This is a genomic window from Burkholderia sp. LAS2, from assembly GCF_018417615.1.
Taxonomy (GTDB): Bacteria; Pseudomonadota; Gammaproteobacteria; order Burkholderiales; family Burkholderiaceae; genus Burkholderia; species Burkholderia sola.
The window spans coordinates 1,558,364-1,583,814 of record NZ_CP071053.1; the positions used below are offsets into that span (position 1 = coordinate 1,558,364).

General features: G+C 68.1%; 17 protein-coding genes and 1 pseudogene. 9 read left to right on the forward strand and 9 right to left on the reverse strand.

All coding sequences use genetic code 11. From position 1 onward, the window contains the following. The first annotated feature begins 5 nt into the window (after positions 1–5). From JYG37_RS27395 to JYG37_RS27415, 5 genes are read left to right on the forward strand one after another with little or no spacing between them, the layout of a single operon-like run. Positions 6–1,250 (forward strand): sarcosine oxidase subunit beta family protein, encoded by a 1,245-nt coding sequence (locus JYG37_RS27395; RefSeq protein WP_006480591.1) that lies wholly within the window; start codon positions 6–8, stop codon positions 1,248–1,250. A gap of 21 nt (positions 1,251–1,271) precedes the next feature. Then, positions 1,272–1,583, forward strand: coding sequence for a sarcosine oxidase subunit delta (locus tag JYG37_RS27400; protein ID WP_204384456.1), 312 nt, complete (start codon positions 1,272–1,274; stop codon positions 1,581–1,583). Continuing rightward, a complete protein-coding gene (locus tag JYG37_RS27405) occupies positions 1,580–4,591 on the forward strand; it encodes a sarcosine oxidase subunit alpha family protein (RefSeq protein WP_213346217.1) in 3,012 nt (1,003 codons plus the stop codon). The genes JYG37_RS27400 and JYG37_RS27405 overlap by 4 nt, the downstream gene beginning before the upstream one ends. Continuing rightward, the gene (locus JYG37_RS27410) at positions 4,581–5,213 is read left to right on the forward strand and encodes a sarcosine oxidase subunit gamma (protein ID WP_050012237.1); all 633 of its coding nucleotides are present in this window, start codon (positions 4,581–4,583) and stop codon (positions 5,211–5,213) included. The genes JYG37_RS27405 and JYG37_RS27410 overlap by 11 nt, the downstream gene beginning before the upstream one ends. After that, positions 5,210–5,650 carry a dihydroneopterin aldolase gene (locus tag JYG37_RS27415; RefSeq protein ID WP_034186032.1) on the forward strand — a complete coding sequence of 147 codons (441 nt, stop codon included), beginning with the start codon at positions 5,210–5,212 and terminating at the stop codon, positions 5,648–5,650. The genes JYG37_RS27410 and JYG37_RS27415 overlap by 4 nt, the downstream gene beginning before the upstream one ends. 181 nt (positions 5,651–5,831) lie before the next feature. Here JYG37_RS27415 and JYG37_RS27420 read toward each other — a convergent pair whose 3' ends face one another. The 7 genes from JYG37_RS27420 to osmF all read right to left on the reverse strand — a co-directional run bounded on the left by JYG37_RS27420 (position 5,832) and on the right by osmF (position 11,342). Then, the gene (locus tag JYG37_RS27420; RefSeq protein WP_249746053.1) at positions 5,832–6,122 is read right to left on the reverse strand and encodes a lysozyme inhibitor LprI family protein; all 291 of its coding nucleotides are present in this window, start codon (positions 6,120–6,122) and stop codon (positions 5,832–5,834) included. A 129-nt stretch (positions 6,123–6,251) separates the two neighbouring features. Then, on the reverse strand, positions 6,252–6,944 hold the full coding sequence (locus tag JYG37_RS27425; protein ID WP_050012239.1) for a lytic transglycosylase domain-containing protein: 693 nt from the start codon (positions 6,942–6,944) through the stop codon (positions 6,252–6,254). Positions 6,945–7,101: 157 nt separating this feature from the next. After that, positions 7,102–7,497, reverse strand: a complete 396-nt coding sequence (gene arr / locus JYG37_RS27430; RefSeq protein ID WP_050012240.1) for an NAD(+)--rifampin ADP-ribosyltransferase — start codon at positions 7,495–7,497, stop codon at positions 7,102–7,104. Positions 7,498–7,529: 32 nt separating this feature from the next. Further along, the gene (locus tag JYG37_RS27435; protein WP_050012241.1) at positions 7,530–8,297 is read right to left on the reverse strand and encodes an ABC transporter permease; all 768 of its coding nucleotides are present in this window, start codon (positions 8,295–8,297) and stop codon (positions 7,530–7,532) included. After that, on the reverse strand, positions 8,294–9,247 hold the full coding sequence (locus tag JYG37_RS27440) for an ABC transporter ATP-binding protein (protein ID WP_124595462.1): 954 nt from the start codon (positions 9,245–9,247) through the stop codon (positions 8,294–8,296). The genes JYG37_RS27435 and JYG37_RS27440 overlap by 4 nt, the downstream gene beginning before the upstream one ends. Next, positions 9,244–10,422 carry an ABC transporter permease gene (locus JYG37_RS27445; RefSeq protein WP_050012243.1) on the reverse strand — a complete coding sequence of 393 codons (1,179 nt, stop codon included), beginning with the start codon at positions 10,420–10,422 and terminating at the stop codon, positions 9,244–9,246. Before JYG37_RS27445 ends, JYG37_RS27440 begins: the two co-directional genes overlap by 4 nt. After that, on the reverse strand, positions 10,419–11,342 hold the full coding sequence (gene osmF / locus JYG37_RS27450; protein WP_089489659.1) for a glycine betaine ABC transporter substrate-binding protein OsmF: 924 nt from the start codon (positions 11,340–11,342) through the stop codon (positions 10,419–10,421). The genes JYG37_RS27445 and osmF overlap by 4 nt, the downstream gene beginning before the upstream one ends. A gap of 165 nt (positions 11,343–11,507) precedes the next feature. On the opposite strand from osmF, the gene JYG37_RS27455 reads away from it, so the two are divergent. Then, a complete protein-coding gene (locus JYG37_RS27455) occupies positions 11,508–12,437 on the forward strand; it encodes a 2-hydroxyacid dehydrogenase (RefSeq protein WP_050012245.1) in 930 nt (309 codons plus the stop codon). A gap of 236 nt (positions 12,438–12,673) precedes the next feature. Here JYG37_RS27455 and JYG37_RS27465 read toward each other — a convergent pair whose 3' ends face one another. Then, a complete protein-coding gene (locus JYG37_RS27465) occupies positions 12,674–14,650 on the reverse strand; it encodes a Xaa-Pro dipeptidyl-peptidase (protein ID WP_213346218.1) in 1,977 nt (658 codons plus the stop codon). 552 nt (positions 14,651–15,202) lie between these two features. On the opposite strand from JYG37_RS27465, the gene JYG37_RS27470 reads away from it, so the two are divergent. Beyond that, positions 15,203–16,015 carry a hypothetical protein gene (locus JYG37_RS27470; RefSeq protein WP_050012248.1) on the forward strand — a complete coding sequence of 271 codons (813 nt, stop codon included), beginning with the start codon at positions 15,203–15,205 and terminating at the stop codon, positions 16,013–16,015. 17 nt (positions 16,016–16,032) lie between these two features. Here JYG37_RS27470 and JYG37_RS27475 read toward each other — a convergent pair. Next, positions 16,033–16,620, reverse strand: a pseudogene (locus JYG37_RS27475) (FtsX-like permease family protein); the annotation flags it as partial. Between the two features lie 356 nt (positions 16,621–16,976). Here JYG37_RS27475 and JYG37_RS27480 point away from each other — a divergent pair. Together JYG37_RS27480 and pbpC are read left to right on the forward strand one after the other, a co-directional pair. Beyond that, a complete protein-coding gene (locus JYG37_RS27480) occupies positions 16,977–22,973 on the forward strand; it encodes an alpha-2-macroglobulin family protein (protein WP_213346219.1) in 5,997 nt (1,998 codons plus the stop codon). A gap of 54 nt (positions 22,974–23,027) precedes the next feature. Continuing rightward, positions 23,028–25,451 (forward strand): penicillin-binding protein 1C, encoded by a 2,424-nt coding sequence (pbpC, locus tag JYG37_RS27485; protein ID WP_213346220.1) that lies wholly within the window; start codon positions 23,028–23,030, stop codon positions 25,449–25,451.

The following is a 25,451-nucleotide window of genomic DNA, read 5'->3' on the forward strand; positions in this document are numbered from 1 at the left end:
CAAACATGAGCCGCTACTCGATATTCAGCCTGTTCCGCAACGGCCTCTCGTATCACGAGAACTGGGAAAAGCAGTGGAAGAGCCCGGAGCCGAAGAAGGAATACGACGTCGTGATCGTCGGCGGCGGCGGCCACGGCCTCGCGACCGCGTACTACCTCGCGAAGGAGCACGGGATCACGAACGTCGCGATCCTCGAGAAGGGCTGGATCGGCGGCGGCAACACCGCGCGCAACACGACGATCGTGCGCTCGAACTATCTGTGGGACGAATCGGCCGCGCTGTACGAGAAGGCGATGAAGCTGTGGGAAGGGCTGTCGCAGGATCTCAACTACAACGTGATGTTCAGCCAGCGCGGCGTGATGAACCTCGCGCACACGCTGCAGGACGTGCGCGACACCGAGCGCCGCGTGAACGCGAACCGGCTGAACGGCGTCGACGCCGAATTCCTGACGCCCGCGCAGATCAAGGAAATCGAGCCGACGATCAACCTGAACAGCCGCTACCCGGTGCTCGGCGCATCGATCCAGCGCCGTGCGGGCGTCGCACGCCACGACGCGGTGGCCTGGGGCTTCGCGCGCGGCGCGGATCGCGCCGGCGTCGACATCATCCAGAACTGCCAGGTGACGGGCATTCGCCGCGAAGGCGGCGCGGTGGTCGGCGTCGATACGGTGAAGGGTTTCATCAAGGCGAAGAAGGTCGCGGTGGTCGCGGCCGGCAACACGACGACGCTCGCCGACATGGCCGGCGTGCGTCTGCCGATCGAAAGCCATCCGCTGCAGGCGCTGGTGTCCGAGCCGATCAAGCCGGTCGTCAACTCGGTGATCATGTCGAACGCGGTGCACGCATACATCAGCCAGTCCGACAAGGGCGACCTCGTGATCGGCGCCGGTATCGACCAGTACACGGGCTTCGGCCAGCGCGGCAGCTTCCACATCATCGAAAGTACGCTGCAGGCGATCGTCGAGATGTTCCCGGTGTTCTCGCGCGTGCGGATGAACCGCCAGTGGGGCGGCATCGTCGACGTGTCGCCGGACGCGTGCCCGATCATCACCAAGACCGACGTGAAGGGCCTGTATTTCAACTGCGGCTGGGGTACCGGCGGCTTCAAGGCGACGCCGGGCTCGGGCTGGGTGTTCGCTCACACGATCGCCCGCGACGAACCGCATCCGCTGAACGCGCCGTTCGCGCTCGACCGCTTCTACACGGGCCACCTGATCGACGAGCACGGCGCTGCCGCCGTCGCGCACTAACCGCACTGAGGAGAAAGAAACATGTTGCTGATCGAATGTCCGTGGTGCGGGCCGCGCGCCGAATCCGAGTTTACGTGCGGCGGTGAAGCCGACATCGTGCGCCCGGTGGCGAACGAGACCATGACCGACCGCGAATGGGGCGAATACGTGTTCATGCGCGAGAACAAGCGCGGGCTGCACAAGGAGCAATGGCTGCATGCGCAGGGCTGCCGCCGCTGGTTCAAGGTCACGCGCGACACGGTGACCTACGATATCAAGGGCTACGAAAAGTTCGGCGGGGCTGCCAATGGCGCCGCTGCCGGCAACGCACACGAAGAGGGCACCAGCAAATGAGCCAGAAAGACCGCCTCGGCACCGGTGGCCGCATCAATCGCGCGATTCCGTTGACGTTCACGTTCAACGGCCGCACGTATCAGGGCTTCCAGGGCGACACGCTCGCGTCCGCGCTGCTCGCGAACGGCGTGCACTTCGTCGCGCGCAGCTTCAAGTACCACCGTCCGCGCGGAATCGTGACGGCGGACGTCGCGGAACCGAATGCCGTCGTGCAGCTCGAAACCGGCCCGTACACCGTGCCTAACGCGCGCGCGACCGAGATCGAGCTGTACCAGGGGCTCGTCGCGACGAGCGTGAACGCGGAGCCGACGCTCGAGAACGACAAGTACGCGATCAACCAGAAGTTCTCGCGCTTCATGCCGGCCGGGTTCTACTACAAGACCTTCATGTGGCCGCGCAACATGTGGCCGAAGTACGAAGAGAAGATCCGCGAAGCGGCCGGCCTCGGCAAGGCGCCCGAGGTGCTCGACGCCGATCGCTACGACAAGTGCTACGCGCACTGCGACGTGCTCGTGGTCGGCGGTGGCCCGTCGGGCCTCGCCGCCGCGCATGCGGCCGCCACGGCCGGCGCACGCGTGATCCTCGTCGACGACCAGCGTGAGCTCGGCGGCAGCCTGCTGTCGTGCCGCGCGGAGATCGACGCGAAGCCCGCGCTGCAATGGGTCGAGAAGATCGAGGCCGAGCTGCGCAAGCTGCCCGACGTGACGATCCTGTCGCGCAGCACCGCGTTCGGCTATCAGGACCACAACCTCGTGACGGTCACGCAGCGCCTGACCGATCACCTGCCGGTGTCGATGCGCAAGGGCACGCGCGAACTGCTGTGGAAGGTCCGTGCGAAGCGCGTGATTCTCGCGACCGGCGCGCACGAGCGGCCGATCGTATTCGGCAACAACGACCTGCCGGGCGTGATGCTCGCGGGCGCGGTGTCGACCTACGTGCATCGCTTCGGCGTGATGCCGGGCCGCAACGTGGTCGTGTTCACGAACAACGACCGTGCATACCAGACCGCGCTCGACCTGAAGGCGTGCGGCGCGAAGGTGACGGTCGTCGATTCCCGCGCATCGTCGAACGGCGCGCTGCCGGCGGCGGCCAAGCGGCAGGGCGTGACGGTGATGAGCGGTGCGGTCGTCACGGCCGCTTCGGGCAAGTGGCGCGTATCGTCGGTCGACGTCGCGTCCTACTCGAACGGCCAGACCGGCGGCAAGATGCAGTCGCTGCCGTGCGACCTCGTCGCGATGTCGGGCGGCTTCAGCCCGGTGCTGCACCTGTTCGCGCAGTCGGGCGGCAAGGCGTGCTGGAACGACGACAAGGCGTGTTTCCTGCCGGGCAAGCCCGTGCAGGCGGAAGCGAGCATCGGTGCGGCGGCCGGCGAATTCGGGCTGGCCCGTGCGCTGCGGCTCGCGGTCGATGCGGGCGTGGAAGCGGCGAAGGCCGCGGGCTTCACGGCCGCGCAGCGCCCGGCCGCGCCGCAGGTCGCCGAAGCCGTCGAAGGCGCATTGCAGCCGTTGTGGCTCGTCGGTAGCCGCGAGGCGGCGGCGCGCGGGCCGAAGCAGTTCGTCGACTTCCAGAACGACGTCGCAGCCGCCGACATCCTGCTCGCCGCGCGCGAAGGCTTCGAGTCGGTCGAGCACGTGAAGCGCTACACGGCGATGGGCTTCGGCACCGACCAGGGCAAGCTCGGCAACATCAACGGGATGGCGATTCTCGCGGGCGCGCTCGGCAAGACGATTCCGGAAACGGGTACGACGACGTTCCGCCCGAACTACACGCCCGTGTCGTTCGGTACGTTCGCGGGCCGCGAGACGGGCGATTTCCTCGACCCGATCCGCAAGACGGCCGTGCACGAATGGCACGTCGAGCACGGCGCGATGTTCGAGGACGTCGGCAACTGGAAGCGGCCGTGGTATTTCCCGAAGAACGGCGAGGATCTCCATGCGGCCGTGAAGCGCGAATGTCTCGCGGTGCGCAACAGCGTCGGCATCCTCGACGCGTCGACGCTCGGCAAGATCGACATCCAGGGCCCGGACGCGGTGAAGCTGCTGAACTGGATGTACACGAACCCGTGGAACAAGCTCGAAGTGGGCAAGTGCCGCTACGGGCTGATGCTCGACGAAAACGGGATGGTGTTCGACGACGGTGTGACCGTGCGCCTCGCCGACCAGCATTTCATGATGACGACCACCACCGGCGGCGCGGCGCGCGTGCTGACGTGGCTCGAGCGCTGGCTGCAGACCGAATGGCCCGACATGAAGGTGCGGCTCGCGTCCGTCACCGATCACTGGGCGACGTTCGCGGTGGTCGGCCCGAAGAGCCGCAAGGTCGTGCAGAAGGTGTGCCAGGACATCGACTTCGGCAATGAAGCGTTCCCGTTCATGAGCTATCGCAACGGCACCGTCGCCGGCGCGAAGGCGCGCGTGATGCGGATCAGCTTCTCGGGCGAGTTGGCCTACGAAGTGAACGTGCCGGCGAATGCGGGCCGCGCGGTGTGGGAAGCGCTGATGGCGGCCGGCGCCGAGTTCGACATCACGCCGTACGGCACCGAAACGATGCACGTGCTGCGCGCGGAGAAGGGCTACATCATCGTCGGCCAGGATACCGACGGCTCGATCACGCCGTTCGACCTCGGGATGGGCGGGGTCGTCGCGAAGTCGAAGGACTTCCTCGGCAAGCGCTCGCTGTCGCGTTCGGATACCGCGAAGGAAGGCCGCAAGCAGTTCGTCGGCCTGCTGACCGAAGACGAACAGTTCGTGCTGCCGGAAGGCGCGCAGATCATCGCGAAGGACACGCAGGTGTCGGCCACCGATCCGACGCCGATGATCGGCCACGTGACGTCGAGCTACTACAGCCCGATCCTGAAGCGCTCGATCGCGCTCGCGGTGGTGAAGGGCGGCCTGAACAAGATGGGCGAGAGCGTCGTGATTCCGCTGGCCAACGGCAAGCGCATCACCGCGAAGATCTCGAGCCCGGTTTTCTACGATACCGAAGGGGTGCGTCAGCATGTGGAATGAAACGAGAAACCAGACGCAGGTGGCGGGCGCGGGCGGCGTGACGCTTGAATCGCCGTTCGTCGGCGCGGCCGACGTGCTGAAGCCGCACCAGGCGCGCGCTTCGAAGAAGTTCACGCTGCGCGAGCGGCCGTTCCTCGATCTCGTCAACGTGCGCGGCGAGTTGGGCGATCCGGCATTCGTCGCCGCGTTCGAGCGCGTGGTCGGCTGCCGGCCGCCCGCGGAGCCGAACACGGTGGCGCGCGGCGCCGAGTACGACGTGCTGTGGCTCGGCCCCGACGAATGGCTCGTGCGGTCGAACGGGCCGGTGCAGGCCGGCGTGCTCGAGGCGAAGCTGGCCGAGGCCGTGCAGGGCTTGTACGCGGCGGCCGTCGACGTCGGCAGCGGCTACACGGTCGTCGAGATCACCGGCGAACGCGTGCGCGACGTGATCGCGCGCGGCTGTCCGCTCGATCTGCATCCGCGCGTGTTCAAGCCGGGCCAGTGCGCGCAGTCGCACTACTTCAAGTCGCCGATCACGCTGATCCCGACCGGCGACGACACGTTCGAGATCGTCCTGCGCCGCAGCTTCGCCGACTATTTCGTGCGCATCATGCTCGACGCCGCGGCGCCGCTCGCATCATGAAGCCGTTCGACGAACCGTTCGTGGCGATCGACGCGCCGCGCCTGCGCGGGCGCGGCTGGAGCGTGTTCGTCGACGAACTGAAGGTGCCCGCGCGGATCGGCATCCATGCGCACGAACACGAGGCGCCGCAGCCGATCGTGATCGATGCGCGGCTCGGGTATCGCTGCGAGCCGAGCGAGCAGGGCGAGTGGATCGATTACGACGGCTACTGCGCGCGCGTCGCGTCGTTTCTGTCGCACAAGCCGCATACGCGGTTGCTGGAGACGCTCGTTGCAGATATCGCGGTGCTGTCGTTTCGCGAATGGCCGGCGCTGGAGTCGCTGACGCTGTCGGTGTACAAGCCGAAGATCCGGCCGGGGACGAAGCGCGTGGGTGTGTCGCTGGACTGGACGCGCGGGGATTACCTGCGGTGGACGGGGGCGGCGGGGCAGCTTTGATCAGAGGGGGCCGGATCAAGGCACGAGGGAGGTGATCCGGTGACGCCATGGGGCGGCGGCGCGAATGCGCCGCCGTACTCGTTTACAGTTCCTGAAATATGAGAAGAATGGGCTACCGCTGGCCTTTGGCGTTTTTGTTCCTGAAATATCGGAACAATTGGCGATATGGCACGGCCGGCGGTCAGTTCGGCTGCGTCAGTTGCGCTTCCCACTTCTTCAGGATGCGCACGCGTGCCTGACTGAAATCCACCCAACAGTTGAGCCAGGCGTCACTCGGAATCGTCTGCTGCGGATTGGCGGTCTTCACGTAGTCACAAGTATCGCCGGCAAAGGCGGCCCAACTCGTCTGCGATTTCGCGAGTCGGGCGGCAGCGTCGGGGTTGCGTTGGCGCAGCTTGCGAGCGAGCGACCGGTACGCGCTGTCCACTTGCTGCTGCTGCTGATCGAGCGCGCAGCGCCGCACGGCTTCCATCGTCGGCCCTGCCTGTTCGCAGTCGACGGCAGCGAAAGCCGATACAGGGCCGGCCGACAGCGCGACAATGGCGAACAGCCGGACCGCGCGGCGTCGGGCCGGGGCCGTGCGAACGGGGGGGCCCATTGCTTACTTCGCGTTGCGGTTCGCGGCCGGCGCCGCTGACGGATCGCTGACCGGCACCATGTGCGCCTTCGCGTTGTTCGCATCGTTCGCGGTATTCGCACTTTTCGCATCGTCATCGGGTTCGAGCACGAACCGGAACGAATCGACCCGCTGCATCACTTTCGCCGCATACGCACTGGATCCGCCGCTGTAGCTCCTCAACCCGGCCTGCACGTTGCCGCCGGCCGCTTTCACATAGCCCGACAGAATGCGCGAGCCGACCTCGACGTTCGCATTCGGCTCGGTCAGGTCCTTCACGTCGCGCAGCATGCCGCGGTGCGCGGACGGCACGACCTGCATCAATCCGGTCGCGCCATGCTGGCCGCGCGCCTTTTCCTGGAAGCGCGATTCGATCGAAATAATCGCGTAAACGAGTGCCGGCGGCAGCGAATATTTCGTCGCAGTGACGCTCACGATATCGGCGAGCTTCGCGGCCTTTTCTCTTGCGACGCCGAATTTCTTCGTCAGGTAGGACGTGATGCGGCGGTTTGCTTCGTTAGGCTGATCGTTGGTGCTCGCGAGCGGCGCGGGCGCGGCAGCCGGCGCCGATGCCAGTGCATCGGGCGCGGAAGCAGGCAAAGCGGGCGCCTGCTGCGCCGCGGCCTGTTGCGCAATGCCGAGCGAAAGCACGATCAGCCAGAAGAACCGTCGTCGCATGGTCGAGTGCGGGGAAATGGGAGGCGCATAGTATATCGACCAATCGCGGCGCGTGGTCGAGCGCCGGCTCGAATGAAAGCGACGTGTAGGCTTGTCACGTTCGCGATCATCGACGTGCCGATCGTTGCGCGGACACGCATCGGAGTCCGGACGCGCGCTAGTTGATGATCTCGCCGATGCCGGTTTCGATGCGGATTCTGAGCTGCTGGATGAACGCCGGATCGTACGGTTCCCAGCTATCGAGTTCGCCAACGATCTTCAAAGGCGATGTGCTTCGATACGATCGCGTCGGATTGCCCGGGAATTTCTTGTCCGTGACGTTCGGGTCGTTTTCGAATTCGCCGGTGGGTTCGACGATGTAGACCCGCGGCCGGCCATCGCCTTTGGCCATGTCCGCAGCCAGGCCGGCGCCTTTGGGCAGGGCCGTGAAATAAATGTGATTCATCACGACGTCATCCCGATAATTCGATCTGAAGCCTGCCGTCAGCAAGTCGCCGGTCCGCAGATCCGCTTTCGTGCCATGAAAAAACGGGCCGGTGTCCAGGGCAGCCATGGTTTCTCCTTCGAAAAATTTTGCGACGGCTGCTACGCGCGCCGCGCGCTCGCCACCCGCGCGATCGCGCCGATCGCATCGCTGACGAGCACCGCGAGCAAGCCGACGATCACGCCGCCTTGCAGCACGAACGCGGTGTTCGACGTCTGCAGGCCCGCGATGATCACGTCGCCGAGCCCGCGCGCGGCGACCGTCGAGCCGATCGTCGCGGTGCCGAGATTGATCACGACCGCGAGGCGGATGCCGTTGACGATCACCGGGAACGCGAGCGGCAGCTCGACGGACACCAGCTGCTGCCAGCCGCTCATCCCCATCCCGCGCGCGGCGTCGACGACGTCGCGCGGCACGTCCTCGATCCCCGCGATCGTGCTTTCGAAAACCGGCAGGAGCCCGTACAAAACGAGCGCGATCAGCACGGGTTTCAGGCCGAAGCCGACTGCCGGCACGGCCAGCGCGAGCACGGCGACCGGCGGGAAGGTCTGGCCGATATCGACGACGCTGCGCGCGACCGGCAGGAAATCCGCACCGAACGGTCGCGTGACCGCGATGCCGGCCGCGACCGCGACGATCGTGCCGATCAGGCTCGACAGCGCGACCGTGCCGAGATGCGCGAGCGTGAGATCGAGCAGGCTCGCGCGATCGTAGATCACCGGCGCGCCGTTGTCCGCGAACGGCGCGAACAGACCCTGCAGCCACACGGGGCGCAACAGCAGCACGAGCAGCAGCGCGAGCGCGGCCGCGCGGGCGACGTACGCGGGAAGCGACGACCGCTTGGGGCCCATGCTGCCGCGCGTCGTCATGCGGGCTGCCTCGCGTGTGAACGGATCGCGTCGAGCGTGATGCGGCGGGGGCCGTGTGCGTGGCGGTAGCCGTCGGCCGTATCGTCGACGGGTAGCGCATCGACGCCGCGCCACAACAATTCGGACACCGCATCGCGCAGCGTGCGCGTCGCCGCGATCGGTTCGCCGTCGGCGTGGCCGGCTTCGGCCACGGCGTCGATCGGCGTGAGCGCGAGCAGGCGCAGCGGCCGATCGACGCCCGCGACGAGCTGTTCGACGACACCCGCCGCCGGCTTGCCGAGAATCTCGGCCGGCGACGCGACCTGCAGCAGCCGGCCGCCGTCCATCACCGCGATCGTGTCGCCGAGCTTCAGCGCTTCCTCGATATCGTGCGTGACGATCACGACCGTGATGCCGAGGCGGCGCTGCAGCGCGAACAGATCGTCCTGCGCCTTGTTGCGGATGATCGGATCGAGCGCGCCGAATGGTTCGTCCATCAGCAGCATCGCAGGCTCGGCCGCAAGGGCGCGCGCAACGCCGACGCGCTGCTGCTGGCCGCCCGACAGTTCGTGCGGGAGCTTGCCCGCGAATTCGGCCGGCGCGAGATGGAACAGGTCGAGCAGTTCGTTCACGCGGGCGTCGATGCGCTCCGCCGGCCAGCCGAGCAGGCGCGGCACGGTCGCGATGTTGCGCGCGACGCTCCAGTGCGGAAACAGCCCGTGCCCCTGGATCGCATAGCCGATGCCGCGGCGTAGTTGCTCGGGTGCGACGGTCGCCGTATCGACGCCGTCGATGCGAATCGTGCCGCTGGTCGGCGCGATCAGCCGGTTGATCATGCGCAAGAGCGTCGACTTGCCGCTGCCCGATGCGCCGACGAGCGCGGTGATCGTGCCGCGTTGCATCGTCAGCGATACGTCGTCGACGGCGACCGCGTCGCCGAAGCGTTTGCCGACTCGTTCGATCTCGATCATCCTGCACGCCCCTTCGCGAGCGACGTCGCGGCTTCGAACACGACCGCGGCCGCCAGTGCGAGCGCGATCGTCGGGATCGCGCCGAGCAGCACGAGATCGGCGGCCGATTGCCCGATCCCCTGGAAGATGAAGGTGCCGAACCCGCCGCCGCCGATCAGCGCGGCCACCGCGGTCAGCCCGATGTTCTGCACGAGCACGATGCGCACGCCGCTCAGGATCACCGGCAGCGCGAGCACGAGATCGACGCGCAGCAGCCGCTGCGCACGCGTCATGCCCATCGCGCGCGCGGCTTCGGTCACGTGCGGCGGCACCTGTTCGAGCCCGACCACGACGCTCGATGCGATCGGCAGCAGCGAGTAGAGGAACAGCGCAAGCACGGCCGGCGCGACCCCGATGCCGCGGATGCCGAGCGCGGCCGCGAGCGGCACGTGCGTGGCGAGCAGGCCGAGCGGCGCCATCATCAGCCCGTACATCGCGATGCTGGGGATCGTCTGCACGATATTGAGCGCAGGCATCGCGACGGTGCGCACCGTCGCGATGCGCGCGCAGGCGATGCCGAGCGGCACGCCCGCGACGAGCGCGGCGGCGACCGAGCCGCCCGCGAGCGACATGTGACGGATCGCTTCGCGCCAGAAATCGTCGCTGCGCACCGCGTATTCGCGCATCACGGAGAGGCCGTCCCACCAGCCGCTCGCAAGCGGCACCGAAACCGCTGCTATCGCGACGGCGAGCGCGGCGAGGCGCCGCCACGGGCCGAACGCGAGGCGCGCGAGCGCGTCGGCGATCAGCACGGCCCATGCGAACAGCAGCAGCCAGACGCCGGCGTCGGGCGACACGCGGGCCAGCATGTCGTCGGGTGCGACGACATGCGCCGCGGCCGCGCCGACCGCATACGCGAGCGTCGCGAGCCCCGTACAGCCGGCCGCGAGCCGCCACGCGGGACGGCTCGCCGTCATCACCCACAGCGCGCCGACGGTCCACAGCGCGGCGAGCACGGCGCCCTGCATCGGCGGCAACGCGGCGAACACCGACAGCCCGGTGCCGGCCGCGATCCGGTTCGGCCGCAGCACCGCGAACGACAGCCCGAACACCGCGACGATCGTCAGCATGCCGATCAGGATGCCGACCTTGTCGAGCGTGACGCGCCGCGCGGACGCTGCCGCGCGCGCCGTCATTTCACGAAACCCTTCGCTTTCAGGTAGCTTTTCGCGACGCCGGCCGCCGGCTCGCCGTTGAGCTGGATGCGGGCGTTCAGCGATTGCAGCGTTTTCAGGTCGAGGCTCGCGAACACGGGCTTCAGCAAGTCGGCGATCTGCGGATGCGCTTTCAGCGCGGCTTCGCGGATCACCGGCGCCGGCGCGTAGACGGGCTGCACGTGCTTGTCGTCGTCGAGCACCGCGAGGCCGCTCGACGCGATGCCGCCGTCGGTGCCGTAGACCATCGCCGCGTTCACGCCGTCGGTCTGGTTCGCGGCGGCCTTGATCGTCGCGGCCGTGTCGCCGCCGGACAGCACGACGAGCTGCTCGGGCTTCAGCTTGAAGCCGTACGCTTTCTCGAACGACGGCAGCGCGGACGCGCTGTTCACGAATTCGGCCGAGGCCGCGAGCTTCACCTTGCCGCCGCTGGCCACCCACTTGCCGAAGTCGGAGAAGGTCTTCAGGTGCTGCGACTGCGCCACGGGCGCGAGCAGCGCGACGCCCCACGTGTTGTTCGCGGGCGCCGGTGCGAGCCACACGAGATGGTTCGCCGCGTAGTCGAGTTGCTTCGCGGTGTCGTAGCCTTGGCTCGCGTTCTTCCACACCGGATCGTCGGCCTTGTTGAAGAAGAACGCGGCGTTGCCCGTGTATTCGGGGTAGACGTCGATCTCGCCGCTCGTGAGCGCCTTGCGCACGATCGGCGTCGTGCCGAGCGCGATCTTCTCGGTGACGGGAATGCCGTGGGCCTTCAGCACCTGTGAAATGAGGTTGCCGAGCAGGTTGCCTTCGGTGTCGATCTTCGACGACACCACGACGGGCGTGTCGGCGTGCGCGCCGGGCGCCACGATCGCGGCGGCGAACGCGAGGCCCAGGATCCGGGCGGGCAGGGCGAGCTTCATCGGGGCCAATCTCCAGGAGGGGGCGTACGCCGAAAGTTACTTGACTGAGCGGGCTTTGGCAAACCGCGTGCGGCGGCGTGTCCACAGCCGATGTGAGGATAACCCGCAACCGCCGTACGGGCTTGTTACACTGGAATTCACTCCCGCCTGCGGACACTTGCTGACATGAAGCCCGAGCTGCTGGTCCTCATCGCATTGCGCGGCGACGCGCATCGCGAGATCGTCGCGTCGTTCGACGTGCGTTATGCCCCGACCCCCGACGCGCGCGAACGCGCGATCGCCGAACACGGCAGCACGATTCGCGCGGTGCTGACCAACGGCAGCACGGGGCTGACCGCCGCCGAGATCGACCGGCTGCCGCAGCTCACGTTCGTCAGCGCGCTCGGCGCGGGCTACGAGCACATCGACGTCGCGCACGCGAAGGCGCGCGGCATTGTCGTAGTCACGGGCGCCGGCACCAACGACGATTGCGTCGCCGATCACGCGTTCGCGCTGCTGCTCGCGGCGGTGCGCAACGTCGTGCAGCTCGATGCGAAGACCCGCGCGGGCGTGTGGCGCGACGGGCTGTCGATGCCGCCGAACGTGTCGGGCAAGAAGCTCGGCATCGTCGGGCTCGGCAAGATCGGCGAGAAGTGCGCGCGTCGCGCGGTCGGCTTCGACATCGAGATCGGTTATCACAACCGGTCGGAGAAGCCCGTGCCGTACCGCTATTTCGACCGGGTCGACGCGCTCGCGCAGTGGGCCGATTTCCTGATCGTCGCGACGCCGGGCGGCGCGGGCACGCGGCATCTGATCGATCGGACCGTGCTCGACGCACTCGGCCCCGGCGGTTTTCTCGTCAACGTATCGCGCGGCAGCGTTGTCGATACCGCTGCTTTGGCGGACGCGCTGCGCGAGCGGCGCATCGCGGGCGCGGGGCTCGACGTGTACGAAGGCGAACCCGAGCCGCCGCGCGCGCTGACGGATCTCGACAGCGTCGTGCTGACACCGCACATGGGCGGCTGGTCGCCCGAGGCGCTCGATCGTTCGGTGCGGCAGTTTCTCGACAACGCGGCGCGGCACTTCGCGGGGCAGCCGGTGTTGACGCCGGTGTGAGCGCCGGGCGGCGGCGTCTACTCAGTTCGCCTGCCTGCAGAATTCCCAGTAGAAATCCGGCAGATTCGCCGGCTTGTCGGCATCGAGATCGATCCAGCCGAACTGGTTGTGCTCGTCGCTCAGCACGATTTCGTGACGATCGGCCTGACACTCCTTTCATCTAGCGATCCCCCGCCCGCATCGACGGGCATGCGGGCGGGGGACGCGGCGCCGTTACGCCGGCAGACGGCGCACGATTACGCGCCCGTCGACGGCGACGCCAGCGGCACCGTCACCGACGTGCCGGCCGGATCGAGCGTCAGCCCGGTGCCCGGCGTCGGCCGCAACGTCGCCTCATAGTCGCTGGAGAGCACGACGAGCCCCAGCCGGTGGCCGGCCTCCAGCTTGTAGTCGCGCGGCATGAACGTCAGCTTCAGGTCGTACGGCATGCCGGGCAGCACCGGTTGCGACACCCACTCGGACAACCGGTTGCGCGGGTCCGTCCATGCGCGCGTGACGATCGTCGCCGTGCCGTCCGGCGCACGGTCGACCAGCAGCGCCGTCACGTTCGCGACGCCGGTGAACGTCAGCCTGACGCGTGCGGTCGCGGTGCCGGACAGGCGTGCCGCGGCCGTCAGCGGTGCGGTCTCGAAGCGGCTGCGGTTTTCGCCGGTCGGCGTGTTCGCCAGCGTGAGCGCGGGAATGCGCGCATCGTCGGTGAAGCGCGCGAGCGGGCCGCCGCTCGGCAGTCGCAGCAGCGTGCCGGTGCTCGCGCCGTCGCCACCGGCGAAGTACGTGACCGGCGTCGCGTGGCGCGCGGCCCAGTCGGCTTCCTTCAGCAGCGTGCCGTCCGCTTGCGCGACCACCGCGCGCGGATCCTGCTCGACGCCGTTGTCATAGCCGATCAGGTAGCGCGTGAACCACCGGTTCACCTCCGCCGTCCACGCGTCGGCCATCGCCGGCACGCGGGTCGGATCGGTGTGCTTCAGGCGATGCAGCCACAGCTGGGTCGGCACGCCCTGACGTCGCATCGCCAGATACCACGACGTCGACTGGTCGACGCGCACGTTGTCGTCGGTCAGCCCTTGCGCGACGAGCGCCGGCGCGACCGCGAACGCGGTCGGAATGTCGCGCGCGGCCCAGAACGGCGAATAGTCGCCGGTCTTGCGGTCTTCCTGCTGCAGCGCTTCGTCGATCAGGTGCGTGCAACGCTCCGGATGCGCGTTCGTCAGCAGCGCCTTGATGTACACGTCGACATCCTCGCCCTGATAGCCTTCCGGCGCGCGCACGAGGCCGCCCGAGCGGTAGTAGCCGTACATGTTCGACAGCCCCGCGATCGGCACGATCGCGTCGAGCCCGCGCGTGCGCAGGCTCGCGACCATCTTCGGCAGCGTGCCGTCGTACGACACGCCGTACATGCCGACGTGGCCGGTCGACCAGTTCGCGACGACCGTCTTGCCGTTCGCGTCCTTCGCGGTCGCGTCGCGGCCGAGCCAGCGGATCACCGACGCCATCGCGACCGATTCGTCGCGCGTCAGGATCGTCGGGCAGCCATCCGAGCCGGCGGTGCCGAGCGAATCCGCATAGACGATCGTGAAGCCGCGCGGCACGAAGTAGCTCTCGATCCATGAACGGCCGGCGGCGGCCGCCTCGAGCTGCTGCAGCATCCGGGTTTGCGGTGCGGCGGCGAGGATGCGCGTGGATGCCGATGCCGCGGCGCCGGCGGTCGAGGCCGGATGCGGCGTGCCGTCGAGTTCGACGTCGACGTCGTGGTTCGGGCTGTCGGCGAGCCCCGCGTAATACGGGCTCGCGAGCACGATGACGGGCGTGCGCGCGCCGTTCGCCGTTTCGGACGGCCGCACGATGCGCACGTGGATGCGGTCGCGCGTGCCGTCGCCGTCGGAATCGACCGGCGTGTCGACCCACGCGTTCTCTTCGATCGTGCCGCCGGACAGCGACGGCTGCACCTGGCCGTTGCTGATCACCGGCTTGTAGCGGCCGCCGCTCGCCGGATTCGCGTAAGGCACGCCGGACGGCGAAAAGCGCGACGCGAGCGATTGCGTATTGGACTGATCGGCCGCGGCGGCGGCCCCCGCCTGTTGGCCCTGCGCGAGCGCTGACACGCCCGCCACGCTGCCGCCGTCGTCGCCGCCGCCGCCGCACGCGGCGAGCGTCGCGGCCGCCACGAGCGCGGGCAGCCATGCGCGCCGTACTCCGGTTCGATGAATGTTCATGGAATCGACCTCGTCTCTTGTGTTTGTCTGGAACCGGCCGGCTCGCGATACGCCCCCTGCGGCCTGGCCGGGTGCTGCGTCGGATGAAGCGGAACTGCACCATCAAAAACGGCGGACGAGATGGATAAGGATCTCGCCCGGTGCCGGCGTGCGTCGGGCGGCGCGCATCCGGCCGGCGTCGAGGCGAGCGCATCGCCCCGAACGGGAATCGTCAGTGCGGCGGTTCGCTACGAATACAGGAGTGCGAATCAAATGCGGGCATGCCCTGGCTTCCTTCAGGTTTCGGATGAAACGGAACGGCACGATGCGATGAGGCGGGAGTGTTGCGAACGACGGTGCTGCAACGGCAGGAAAGCGCGACGCGAGTCGGCACGCTGGCCGGATTGCTTTCCGGAAGCTTGCGCAAAAGTTATCTCAGTGAAATGTTCGTGTCAAACTTTTTTAGCTTGAATCAAACAAAGTTTCGATATGGGTGCGCATGTGTGCTCAACTTCCCGGCAATCCGTCCGTAAACAGGGAAAAACAGGCTGAAAACGAGAGAGAAAGAGGGCAATGACGATACCGGTTACGGCGGCGGGCGGCCTTACGCTCGCGCAAATGGCGCAGGCGGCGCTCGCCGGGCGCGAGACGCCGGACACGACGGCGTCCGGCGCGCAGCAAGACACGCCGATCAGCGTCCGGGCAATCGATCCGGACGCGCTGCAGGCGGCGATGACGAAACAGTTGTCGATGGTGGGCGATTTGACGATGAAGCTGCGCGGCGTGACCGATATGCTCGCGACGAGCCTGCAGGACATCGTCGCGAAGCGGCCGGACTTGGCCGATGCGCCGTTCGACTTCATGACCGACGACGGCCGGATCAAGGTCGTGTCGAAGACGATGACGGACAGCGATCGCGCGTGGATCGAGTCGACGCTGAATTCGAACGCCGGCCTCGTGCTCGCGACGCGCGATTTTCACGAGCAGGCCGTCGATATCGCCGCGCAAGGTGCGGCCGTGCGCGGCGACGCGTTCACGGACAGCGATCGCGCGGCGGCGAGCCAGGGCGCCGACGCACGCTTTCACTTCATGAGCCTGCTCAACCGGTCGGTCGCGGACAACCCGCCGCCCGTGCCGCCCGGCGGGCACTTCACCACGCAGGACGGCACGACGCTGACGATCGAGCCGTCGGCCGGCACGGCGCGCGGCACGCTCGCGCTGCTGAGCACCGCGCGCCAGTTGTCGTCGGGTGCGGCGATTTTCGTCGACGCATCCGGCAACACGTCCTACGGCATGCGTATGGAACTCGTCAACGTCGGCTTCGACGTGCTCGCCGGCTACACGCCCGACGGCGGCAGCAGCGTCGGTTTCCACGAGACCGCGTAACGCCGCGCCAATGGCCTCTACTCGTCGCGCAGCGCCTCGGCCGGCCGCACCCGCGCGGCGCGCCAGCTCGGGTACAGCGTCGCGACGCACGACATCAGGAACGCGGCCGACGCAATCTCGATCACGTCGAGCGCCGACAGCTTCGACGGCAGCGCGCTGAGGAAATACACGGACGGCGTCAGGAAGCGGATGTCGAGCAACTGTTCGACCGCCGGCAGCACCACCGGGATGCTCACCGCGATCGCGCAGCCGAGCGCGACGCCCGCCAGCGTGCCGGCGAGGCCGATCGTCATTCCCTGGATCGCGAAGATCTTCATGATCGCGCGGGGCGGCGCGCCGAGCGTGCGCAGGATCGCGATGTCGCCCTGCTTCTGCGTGACCGTCATCACGAGCGACGACACGAGGTTGAACGCGGCGACCGCGACGATCAGCATCAGGATCAGCGACAGCATCCGCTTCTGCAGCCGCTCGGCTTCGAACCACGTGCGGTTCTGCCGCGTCCAGTCGCGGATATACAGGTTGCCCGACAGCGTGCGCGACAGCGCCAGCGCGATCTCCGGCGCGCGCTGCAGATCGTCGACGCGCAGCCGGATGCCGGTCGGCGCGCGCGTAGCGCAGCCCGATCTGCCATTCGAACGGGAGTTTCAAGCGGTTTCCTTTCGTTTCGATTCGATCCTGCCGAGCCGCGCATTCTAGCGAACGCGGCGTGGCCGCGTGCGGAGGCTGGACATCGGCGGCCCGCCATCCGCCCGATACCCGCCCGACCGGCCGGTCACCGGCGGGCGTTGCGCGCCGGCACACCGCTGTTTCCATCGTTTCGGGTCTGATCGATAATGGCGCCCAGCATCCGGTCGAAGATACCCAATCATCACGGCGCAACCGGGCCGCGCCGTCACAGACCCATAACGATTCGGGGAAGGTTGCCGCTTGGGCAGCATGTCCTTGACAAGGAAATAACAAAATGGATTTGCTGCGTTTCCTGCTGCTCCTGCCGATTCGCGCGGCGGGCTTCGTCTGGTGGCTGCTCGGCTGCGCGCTGCGGCCGCTGGTCGGCGACGTGTCGTGGACGGCGCCCGCATGGATGGGCGTCACCGCCGCGGCCGTGCGCCGCCGCCCGTGGCATGCCGGCGGCATCGTGCTGCTCGCGGCCGCGCTCGGTTACGGCGGCTACTGGTTCAAGCATCGCCCGAAGCCGCCGGAGCCCGAAACCGTCGGCTTCACCGTGAAGGCGCCGGCGATCACGACCTACGAGGTCGACGACACCGACAAGCCGAAGATCACCGTGCATCCGCTGGAAGTGGCGTTCTCGCGATCGGCCGCGCCGATCGAACAGGTCGGCAAGCCGGCCGGCGACGGCGTCGAGATGACACCCGCGCTGAAGGGCGCGTGGGAGTGGGCCGACGACAAGACGCTGCGCTTCACGCCGGCGGCCGACTGGCCGGTCGGCGCGCACGTCGAGGTGCGCTTCGCCGTGCATCGCGTGTTCGCGCCGCAGGCGACGATGCGCGACGATCGTTTCGCGTTCGACGTGCCGGCGTTCGCCGCGACGTTCGGCGACAACCAGTTCTACCAGAACCCCGACAATCCGGCGGAGAAGCAGGCGCTGCTGCAGTTGCGCTTCAACTACCCGGTCGATCCGGCCGAGTTCGAGAAGCGCATCGGCCTCGCGCTGGTCGGCCGCGACGGCAAGACCGTGTCGCCGCTGCGCTATACGGTCAACTACGACAAGATGAAGACGAGCGCGTGGGTCTACTCGCAGCCGCTCGACATTCCGCGCGATCCGCTGGCAGTGCGGCTCGACGTCGACAAGGGCGTGAAGAGCGCGCGAGGCGGCAACGGCACGCCGGATGTGCTGCACGCGTCGGTCGACGTGCCGGGGCTGTACAGCCTGTCGATCGGCAATATCGCGCCGACGCTGGTCGACAACGAGCGTTACGAGCCGGAGCAGGTGCTCGTCGCCGAAGCGTCCGACGGCGTGCGCAGCGCGGAGCTGGCCGCGCGCGCGAAGGCGTGGGTGTTGCCGAAGCGCAAGCCGGGTGTCGATCAGTCGGCCGACGATCCGCCGTACGAATGGAACCTGGCCGACGTCAGCGACGCGGTGCTGAAGCAGTCGAAGCCGCTGCCGCTCGAAGCGGTGCCCACCGAGAACGACTACGCGACGCTGCAAAGCTTCAAGTATCACGCGACGCCGGGCGATCGTATCGTCGTGCGAATCGAGGGCAACCTTAAATCGGCCGGCGGTTACCTGCTCGCCGAGGCGGCGACGACCGCGTTCACGGTGCCCGACTATCCGAAGCTGCTGCGCTTCATGGCTGATGGCTCGCTGCTGTCGATGAGCGGCAGCAAGCGGCTGTCGGTCGTGTCGCGCAACCTGCCGGGGATGAAGGTCGAGATCGGCCGCGTGCTGCCCGACCAGATCCAGCATCTCGTGAGCTTCAACAACGGCACGTACGCGCGGCCCGAACTGTCGTATTCGTTCAGCGAGGATCACATCGTCGAGCGTTTCGTGCAGACTCGCGCGTTCCCGGCCGGCGACCCGGGCCGCGCCCATTACGAAGGCGTCGACCTCGGCCAGTATCTGAAGGACGGCAAGCGCGGCGTGTTCCTGCTGCACCTGTCGAAGTACGATCCGGCGGCCGAGAAGAAGAAGGCCGACGATGCGAAGGATGGCGACGCGGCGTCCGATGACGGCAGCCACGATCAGTCCGACAACGCCGATTCGGGCGACAGCAGCGGCAACGGCGACGACGGCGACAACGCACTCGGCGACACGCGGCTGATCGTCGTGACCGATCTCGGGATGCTGGTCAAGAAGGCGCTGGATGGCAGCCAGGACGTGTTCATCCAGTCGATCCGCTCGGGCAAGCCGGTTGCGGGCGCAACCGTATCGGTACTCGCGGTGAACGGCCAGGCGCTGTTCACGCAGACCACCAGCGCCGACGGCGTCGTGCATTTCCCGGCATTCAAGGGGCTCGACCGCGAGAAGCGTCCGCAGCTCTACGTCGTGAAGAAGGACACCGACCTGTCGTTCCTGCCGGTGGCCGGCCGCGACCGCCAGCTCGACTTCTCGCGCTTCGACGTCGACGGCGAACGCAACGCGACGGGCCAGGGGCAATTGTCCGCGTACCTGTTCTCGGATCGCGGGCTGTACCGGCCCGGCGATCCATTCCATATCGGCCTGATCGTGCGTGCGGCCAACTGGGCGCGCAGCCCGGCCGGCGTGCCGCTGCAGGCGGAGATCGTCGACCCGCGCGGGATGACCGTCGAGCGCAAGCCGGTGACCGTCGACGCGACCGGTTTTACCGAGATCGGCTACACGACCGCCGAAACGGCGCCGACCGGTACGTGGACGGTCAATCTGTACATCGTGAAGGACGGCCAGCCGGGCGCCGAGCCGATCGGCAGCACGACGGTGCAGGTGAAGGAATTCCTGCCCGACCGGATGAAGGTCGACGCGAAGCTGTCGCAGCAGGTCGTCGAAGGGTGGGTGAAGCCGAAGGGGCTGAAGGGCATCGTCGATGCGCAGAACCTGTTCGGCACGCCGGCCGAGAAACGCCGCGTCGCGGCGACGCTGACGCTGCGCCCCGTGTGGCCGTCGTTCCGCAGCTGGCAGGGGTATCACTTCTTCGACGCACGCCGCGCGAAGGAGGGCTACACGACCGCGCTGCAGGACGGCACGACCGACGACAAGGGCCATGCCGAATTCGATCTCGATCTCGACAAGTACGCGGACGCGACCTACCAGCTCTACTTCCAGGCGAAGGCGTATGAAGCGGAAGGCGGCCGCAACGTCGCCGCGAACGCGCAGACGCTCGTGTCGAACAACGACTGGCTCGTCGGCTACAAGTCGGTCGACGATCTCGGCTACGTGAAGCGCGGCAGCCCGCGCACGGTGCGGCTCGTCGCGATCGATCCGGGCGCGAAGGCGATCGACGTGAAGGACCTGCGCGCGCAGCTCGTCGAGCAGCGTTACGTGTCGGTGCTGACGAAGCAGGATTCCGGCGCGTACAAATACGATTCGCGGCTGAAGGAAGTGCCGGTCGACGAGAAGCCGCTGTCGATTCCGGCAGCCGGGCTCGACTACGCGCTGCGCACCGACAAGCCGGGCAGCTATGCGCTCGTGATCCGCCGCGTCGATGGCGCCGCGGTGAACCGGATCGAGTATTCGGTCACGGGTGCCGCGAACGTCACGCGTTCGCTCGACCGCAACGCGGAGCTTCAGGTAAGCCTCGCGAAGCACGACTTCAAGCCGGGCGAACAGGTGGAAATCGCGATCCGCGCGCCTTACGCGGGCAGTGGCCTGATCACGATCGAGCGCGACAAGGTGTATGCACATGCGTGGTTCCATGCGGACACGACGAGCTCGATTCAGCACATCACGGTGCCGGCCGGCTTCGAAGGCAACGGCTACATCAACGTCCAATACATTCGCGATCCGTCGTCGGACGAGATCTTCATGAGCCCGCTGAGCTACGGCGTCGTGCCGTTCTCGGTGAACCTCGATGCGCGCCGCAACGCGGTGAGCGTCGATGCGCCGGCGCTCGTGAAGCCGGGCGATACCGTCAACTTCACCGTGCATTCGGCGAAGCCCGCGAAGGTCGTGGTGTTCGCGGTCGACGAGGGCATCCTGCAGGTCGCGCGCTACAAGCTCGGCGATCCGCTGAAGTTCTTCTTCCGCAAGCGGATGCTCGAAGTCGGCACGTCGCAGATCCTCGACCTGATCCTGCCGGACTTCGAGAAGCTGATGGCGATGGCCGCGCCCGGCGGCGACGCCGACGATGCGATCGGCCGCCAGTTGAACCCGTTCAAGCGCAAGCGCGACAAGCCGGTGGTCTACTGGTCGGGGATCGTCGACGTGAACGGCGACACGCGCCTGAGCTACACGGTGCCCGACTACTTCAACGGAAAGCTGCGCGTGATGGCCGTGTCGGTGTCGCCGGATCTCGTCGGCACGTTCGAAGGCGCGACGACGGTGCGCGGCGATTTCGTGCTGTCGCCGAACGTGCCGACGACGCTCGCGCCGGGCGACGAGGCCGACGTCAGCGTCGGTGTCGCGAACAACCTGACGGGCGTCGGCAACCAGCCGGTGCCGGTCGCGGTCACGCTGAAGACGGGCCCGCAGTTGCAGGTGATCGGGCCGGCGACGCAGAACGTCGCGCTCGCGCCACAGCACGAAGGCGTCGCGCTGTTCCGCGTGAAGGCGACCGATACGCTCGGCTCCGGCGCACTGTCGTTCGGCGCGCGCTACGGCGCGAAGGGTGCGCAGCAGCGTGTCGACGTGTCGGTGCGGCCGGCCGCCGCGTTCCGCACGCAGCTCGACATCGCGCGGCTCGACCCGGGCAAGAAGACGGGCGTGCCGAACCTGCGGTCGATGTACGACGCGTATGCGTCGCGCGACGCGAGTATTTCCACCGCGCCGCTGGTGCTGACCGAAGGGTTGTCGTCGTATCTCGTCAACTTCGAGCATTCCTGCAGCGAGCAGATGGTGAGCGCGGCCGTGCCGCGCGTGTTCGCGGCGAAATGGCTGTCGGTGCGCGCGCTGACGAGCGCGATGCATGCGCCGGAAGCCGGCGCCGACACGGCGAACGCGAGCGCGATCGCGCAGTTCCTCGGCGTGTTGCGCGGCCGGCAGAACGCGCAGGGCGGCTTCGGCTTGTGGAGCGCGACGCCCGATGCCGATCCGTTCGTGTCCGCGTATGCGATGCACGTGCTGCTGGATGCGCGCGAGCGCGGCATCGCGGTGCCGAAGGACATGCTCGACGCGGGCAACGCGTATTTGCAGCGGCTCGCCGCGAACGATTCGCTTGGCTCGCTCGACCTGTTGCGGCAGCGCGCGTACGCGGTGTACCTGCTGACGCGCCAGGGCAACGTGACGACCAACAGCCTCGCGGCCGTGCAGAAGCGGCTGCAGGCGGCCTATCCGAACGACTGGAACAACGATCTCGCGGCCGCGTGGCTCGCCGCGTCGTATCAGTTGCTGAAGCAGGACAAGGAGGCCGCCGCGCTGATTGCCGGCCCGCAGGCGTTGCTCGAACGCAAGCGCGCGTCCGACGGCGGTGACGCGGCCGGCTACTACATCGACCCGCTGACGCGCGATGCGAGCGTGCTGTACCTGCTCGCGAAGCACTTCCCGGAGCGCGTGCGCAAGCTGTCGCCGCGCGCGATGGACAACCTCGCCGCGCCGCTCGTCGACAACCGCTACAACACGCTGTCGTCGGCGATGACGATTCTCGCGCTCGACGCGTATGCGGCGTCGAACGCGGGCCAGCTCGACCGGCTCGCGATCAACGAGGTGCGCGCGGGCGCAGCGCCGAAGGACGTGTCGTCGATTCAGGCGAACCTCGTGCGCTCGGGCACGTGGGCGGCCGGCGCGTCGCGCGTCGACTTCGTGAACGGCAGCGCGCTGCCGGCGTGGTGGGTCGCGAGCCAGTCGGGCTACGACCGCGGCACGTCGACGAAGGCGATCAGGAACGGGCTGGAGATCGTGCGCGACTACACGGATACCGATGGCAAGCCGCTCGCGAGGATCGCGCTCGGCCAGGAGATCGACGTACACCTGAAGATTCGCGCGACCGGTTCGGCGAACGTCGGCAACGTCGCGATCGTCGACCTGCTGCCGGGCGGCTTCGATCCGGTGATCGCGCCGCCGCCGGTGACCGATACGCAGGACGGCAACGGCGACGGCAGTGCGTCGGCGCCGGTGGCCGATGCACCGTGGCATTCGCCGATCGGCGTGAAGGGCTCGACGTGGCAGCCGCAGTTCGCCGATATCCGCGAGGATCGCGTGGTGATCTACGGCACCGCGACGACCGACGTGCGCGAGTTCGTCTACCGGATCAAGGCGAGCAACGCGGGCCGCTTCATTGCACCGCCCGCTTACGGCGAATCGATGTACGACCGCCGCGTGCAGGCGCAGGCGCCGGGCGGCACGGCGCTGACGGTGGAGCGCGTGCGATGACGGGGCGGTTTCATCCGCGTTGCAGGTCGCGCACGTCGCCAGGAGCGGCCGCGCGTGGCTGACGCATCCGTGCTCCGGCGCGCGCTGCACGGCGCCGGCCGCTGGCTGCATCGCTGGCAGAACTGGCTCGTCGGCGCGCTGCTCGGATTCGGCGTGCTGGCCGCGTGCCGGCTGTGGCCGCATCCGCCGCTGCGCGACTGGAAACCGTCGTCGGTCGCGGTGACGGACGCTCAAGGCCGGCTGCTGCGCCTGACGCTCGCGAAGGACGACCGCTACCGGCTGTGGGTGCCGCTCGACCGGATGTCGCCGCAACTCGTCGAAGCGGTGATGCTGCACGAGGACCGCTGGTTCCGGTGGCATCCGGGTTTCAATCCGTACGGGCTCGCGCGCGGTGCGTGGATCACGTACGTGCGCGGCGGCAATCCGCAGGGCGGCTCCACGCTGACGATGCAGCTCGCGCGCTCGCTGTGGAAGCTGAACACGCGCACGCCGGCCGGCAAGCTCGAGCAGGTTGCCCGCGCGGTGCAGCTCGAACTGTTCTACTCGAAGCGGCAGATTCTCGAAGCGTATCTGAACGACGCGCCGTACGGCCGCAACGTCGAAGGCGCGGGCACCGCGAGCGTCGTCTATTTCGACCGGATGCCGGACGCGCTGACGTTGCCCGAAGCGCTCGCGCTCGCGGTGATTCCGCAGGACCCGGCGCGACGCGTGCGCGGCGGGCAGGACGAGATCAACCGTGCGCTGGCCGCGTCGCGCAATCGACTCTATGCGCGCTGGCTGACGAAGCACCCGGGCGATGCGTCGCTCAAGCCGTTGTTCGCGTTGCCGCTCGCGATGCGGCCGCTGTCCGCGTTGCCGTTCGACGCGCCGCATGCGGTCGACCAGGCGCTGGCCGCGCGCAGCGCGTGGCGTACGACGTCGAGCGGCGCGGCGGACGATGGCAACCGCGACGGCGATGGCGGCGCCCGTCTTGCGATGACGCTCGATCTCGACCTGCAACGCACGCTCGAACGGCAGATTTCACGCTACGTCGCGCGCAACGATACGCGCGGCGTGCGCAACGCGGCGGCCATCCTCGTCGATACGCGCGACATGGGCGTGAAGGCGCTGGTCGGCTCCGCGAACTTCTTCGACCGGACGATCGACGGGCAGGTGAACGGCACGCTCGCGCGGCGCTCGCCGGGCTCGACGCTCAAGCCGTTCATCTATGCGCTCGGCTTCGACCAGGGCGTGCTGCATCCGCAGACCGTGCTGCGCGACGTGCCGACGTCGTTCGGCCCGTATGCGCCGGAGAACTTCGACGGTCATTTCCTCGGGCCGATCACGGCGACCGACGCGCTGAACCGCAGCCGCAACGTGCCGGCCGTATGGGTCGCGTCGCAGCTCAAGTCGCCCGACCTGTACCGGTTCCTGCAGGACGCCGGCGTGCGCCGGCTCGCAAGCGCGCAGCACTACGGGCTCGCGCTCGTGCTCGGCGGCGGTGAAGTGACGATGCAGGATCTCGCGGCGCTGTACGCGATGCTCGCGAACCGCGGCGAGTTCCGGCCGCTGCGGCTGCGCGCGGACGAGCCGGCATTGCCCGGCCGGCGCCTGCTCAGCGCCGAAGCGAGCTACATGACGATGGACATGCTGCGCCAGCACCTGCGCCCCGACGAGACGAGCGGCGCGCAGCCGTCGAGCGTGCCCGTGTACTGGAAGACCGGCACGTCATGGTCGTTCCGCGACGCGTGGACGGCCGGCGTGTTCGGCCCGTACGTGCTGGTCGTGTGGGTCGGCAATTTCGACAATTCGACCAATACCGCGTTCGTCGGTGTCGATGCGGCCGCGCCGCTGTTCTTTCAGGTCGTCGATGCGCTGAATGCCGAGCGGGCCGTCGTCGAGCCGCCGCGCGCGGTGCCGCCGAAACTGAAGCGCGTGCGCATCTGCCTCGCGAGCGGCGATCTGCCGAACGAGTGGTGTCCGCAGCAAGGCTGGACGTGGTTCATCCCCGGCACGTCGCCGATCCGGGTGAGCACCGTGCACCGGCCCGTCGTGATCGACGACGCGACGGGGAAGGCCGCGTGCCCGCCGTACGACGGCAAGCGCACGCATACGGAGGTCTTCGAGTTCTGGCCGTCGGACTTGCAGCAGGTGTTCGCGCAGGCCGGCATTCCGCGCCGGCGGCCGCCGCAGAATGCGGATTGTCGCGATGCCGGGCAGGTCGAAGGCGACCCGCCGCGCATCACGTCGCCGCTGCGCGGCAGTACGTATGCGATGCGCGTGAAAAGCACCGACGACACGCGCATCGCGTTCAACGCGACCGCCGATGCGAGCGCGCATGCGCTGTACTGGTTCGTCAACGACGCGTATGTCGGCCGCAGCGGGCCGGGCGACGCGCTGTTCTGGCAGCCGCGCACGGCCGGCAGCTATACGGTGCGGGTGGTCGACGATCACGGGCGCAGCGACCAGCGGCCGCTGGGCGTGGGACTGGAGCAGTAG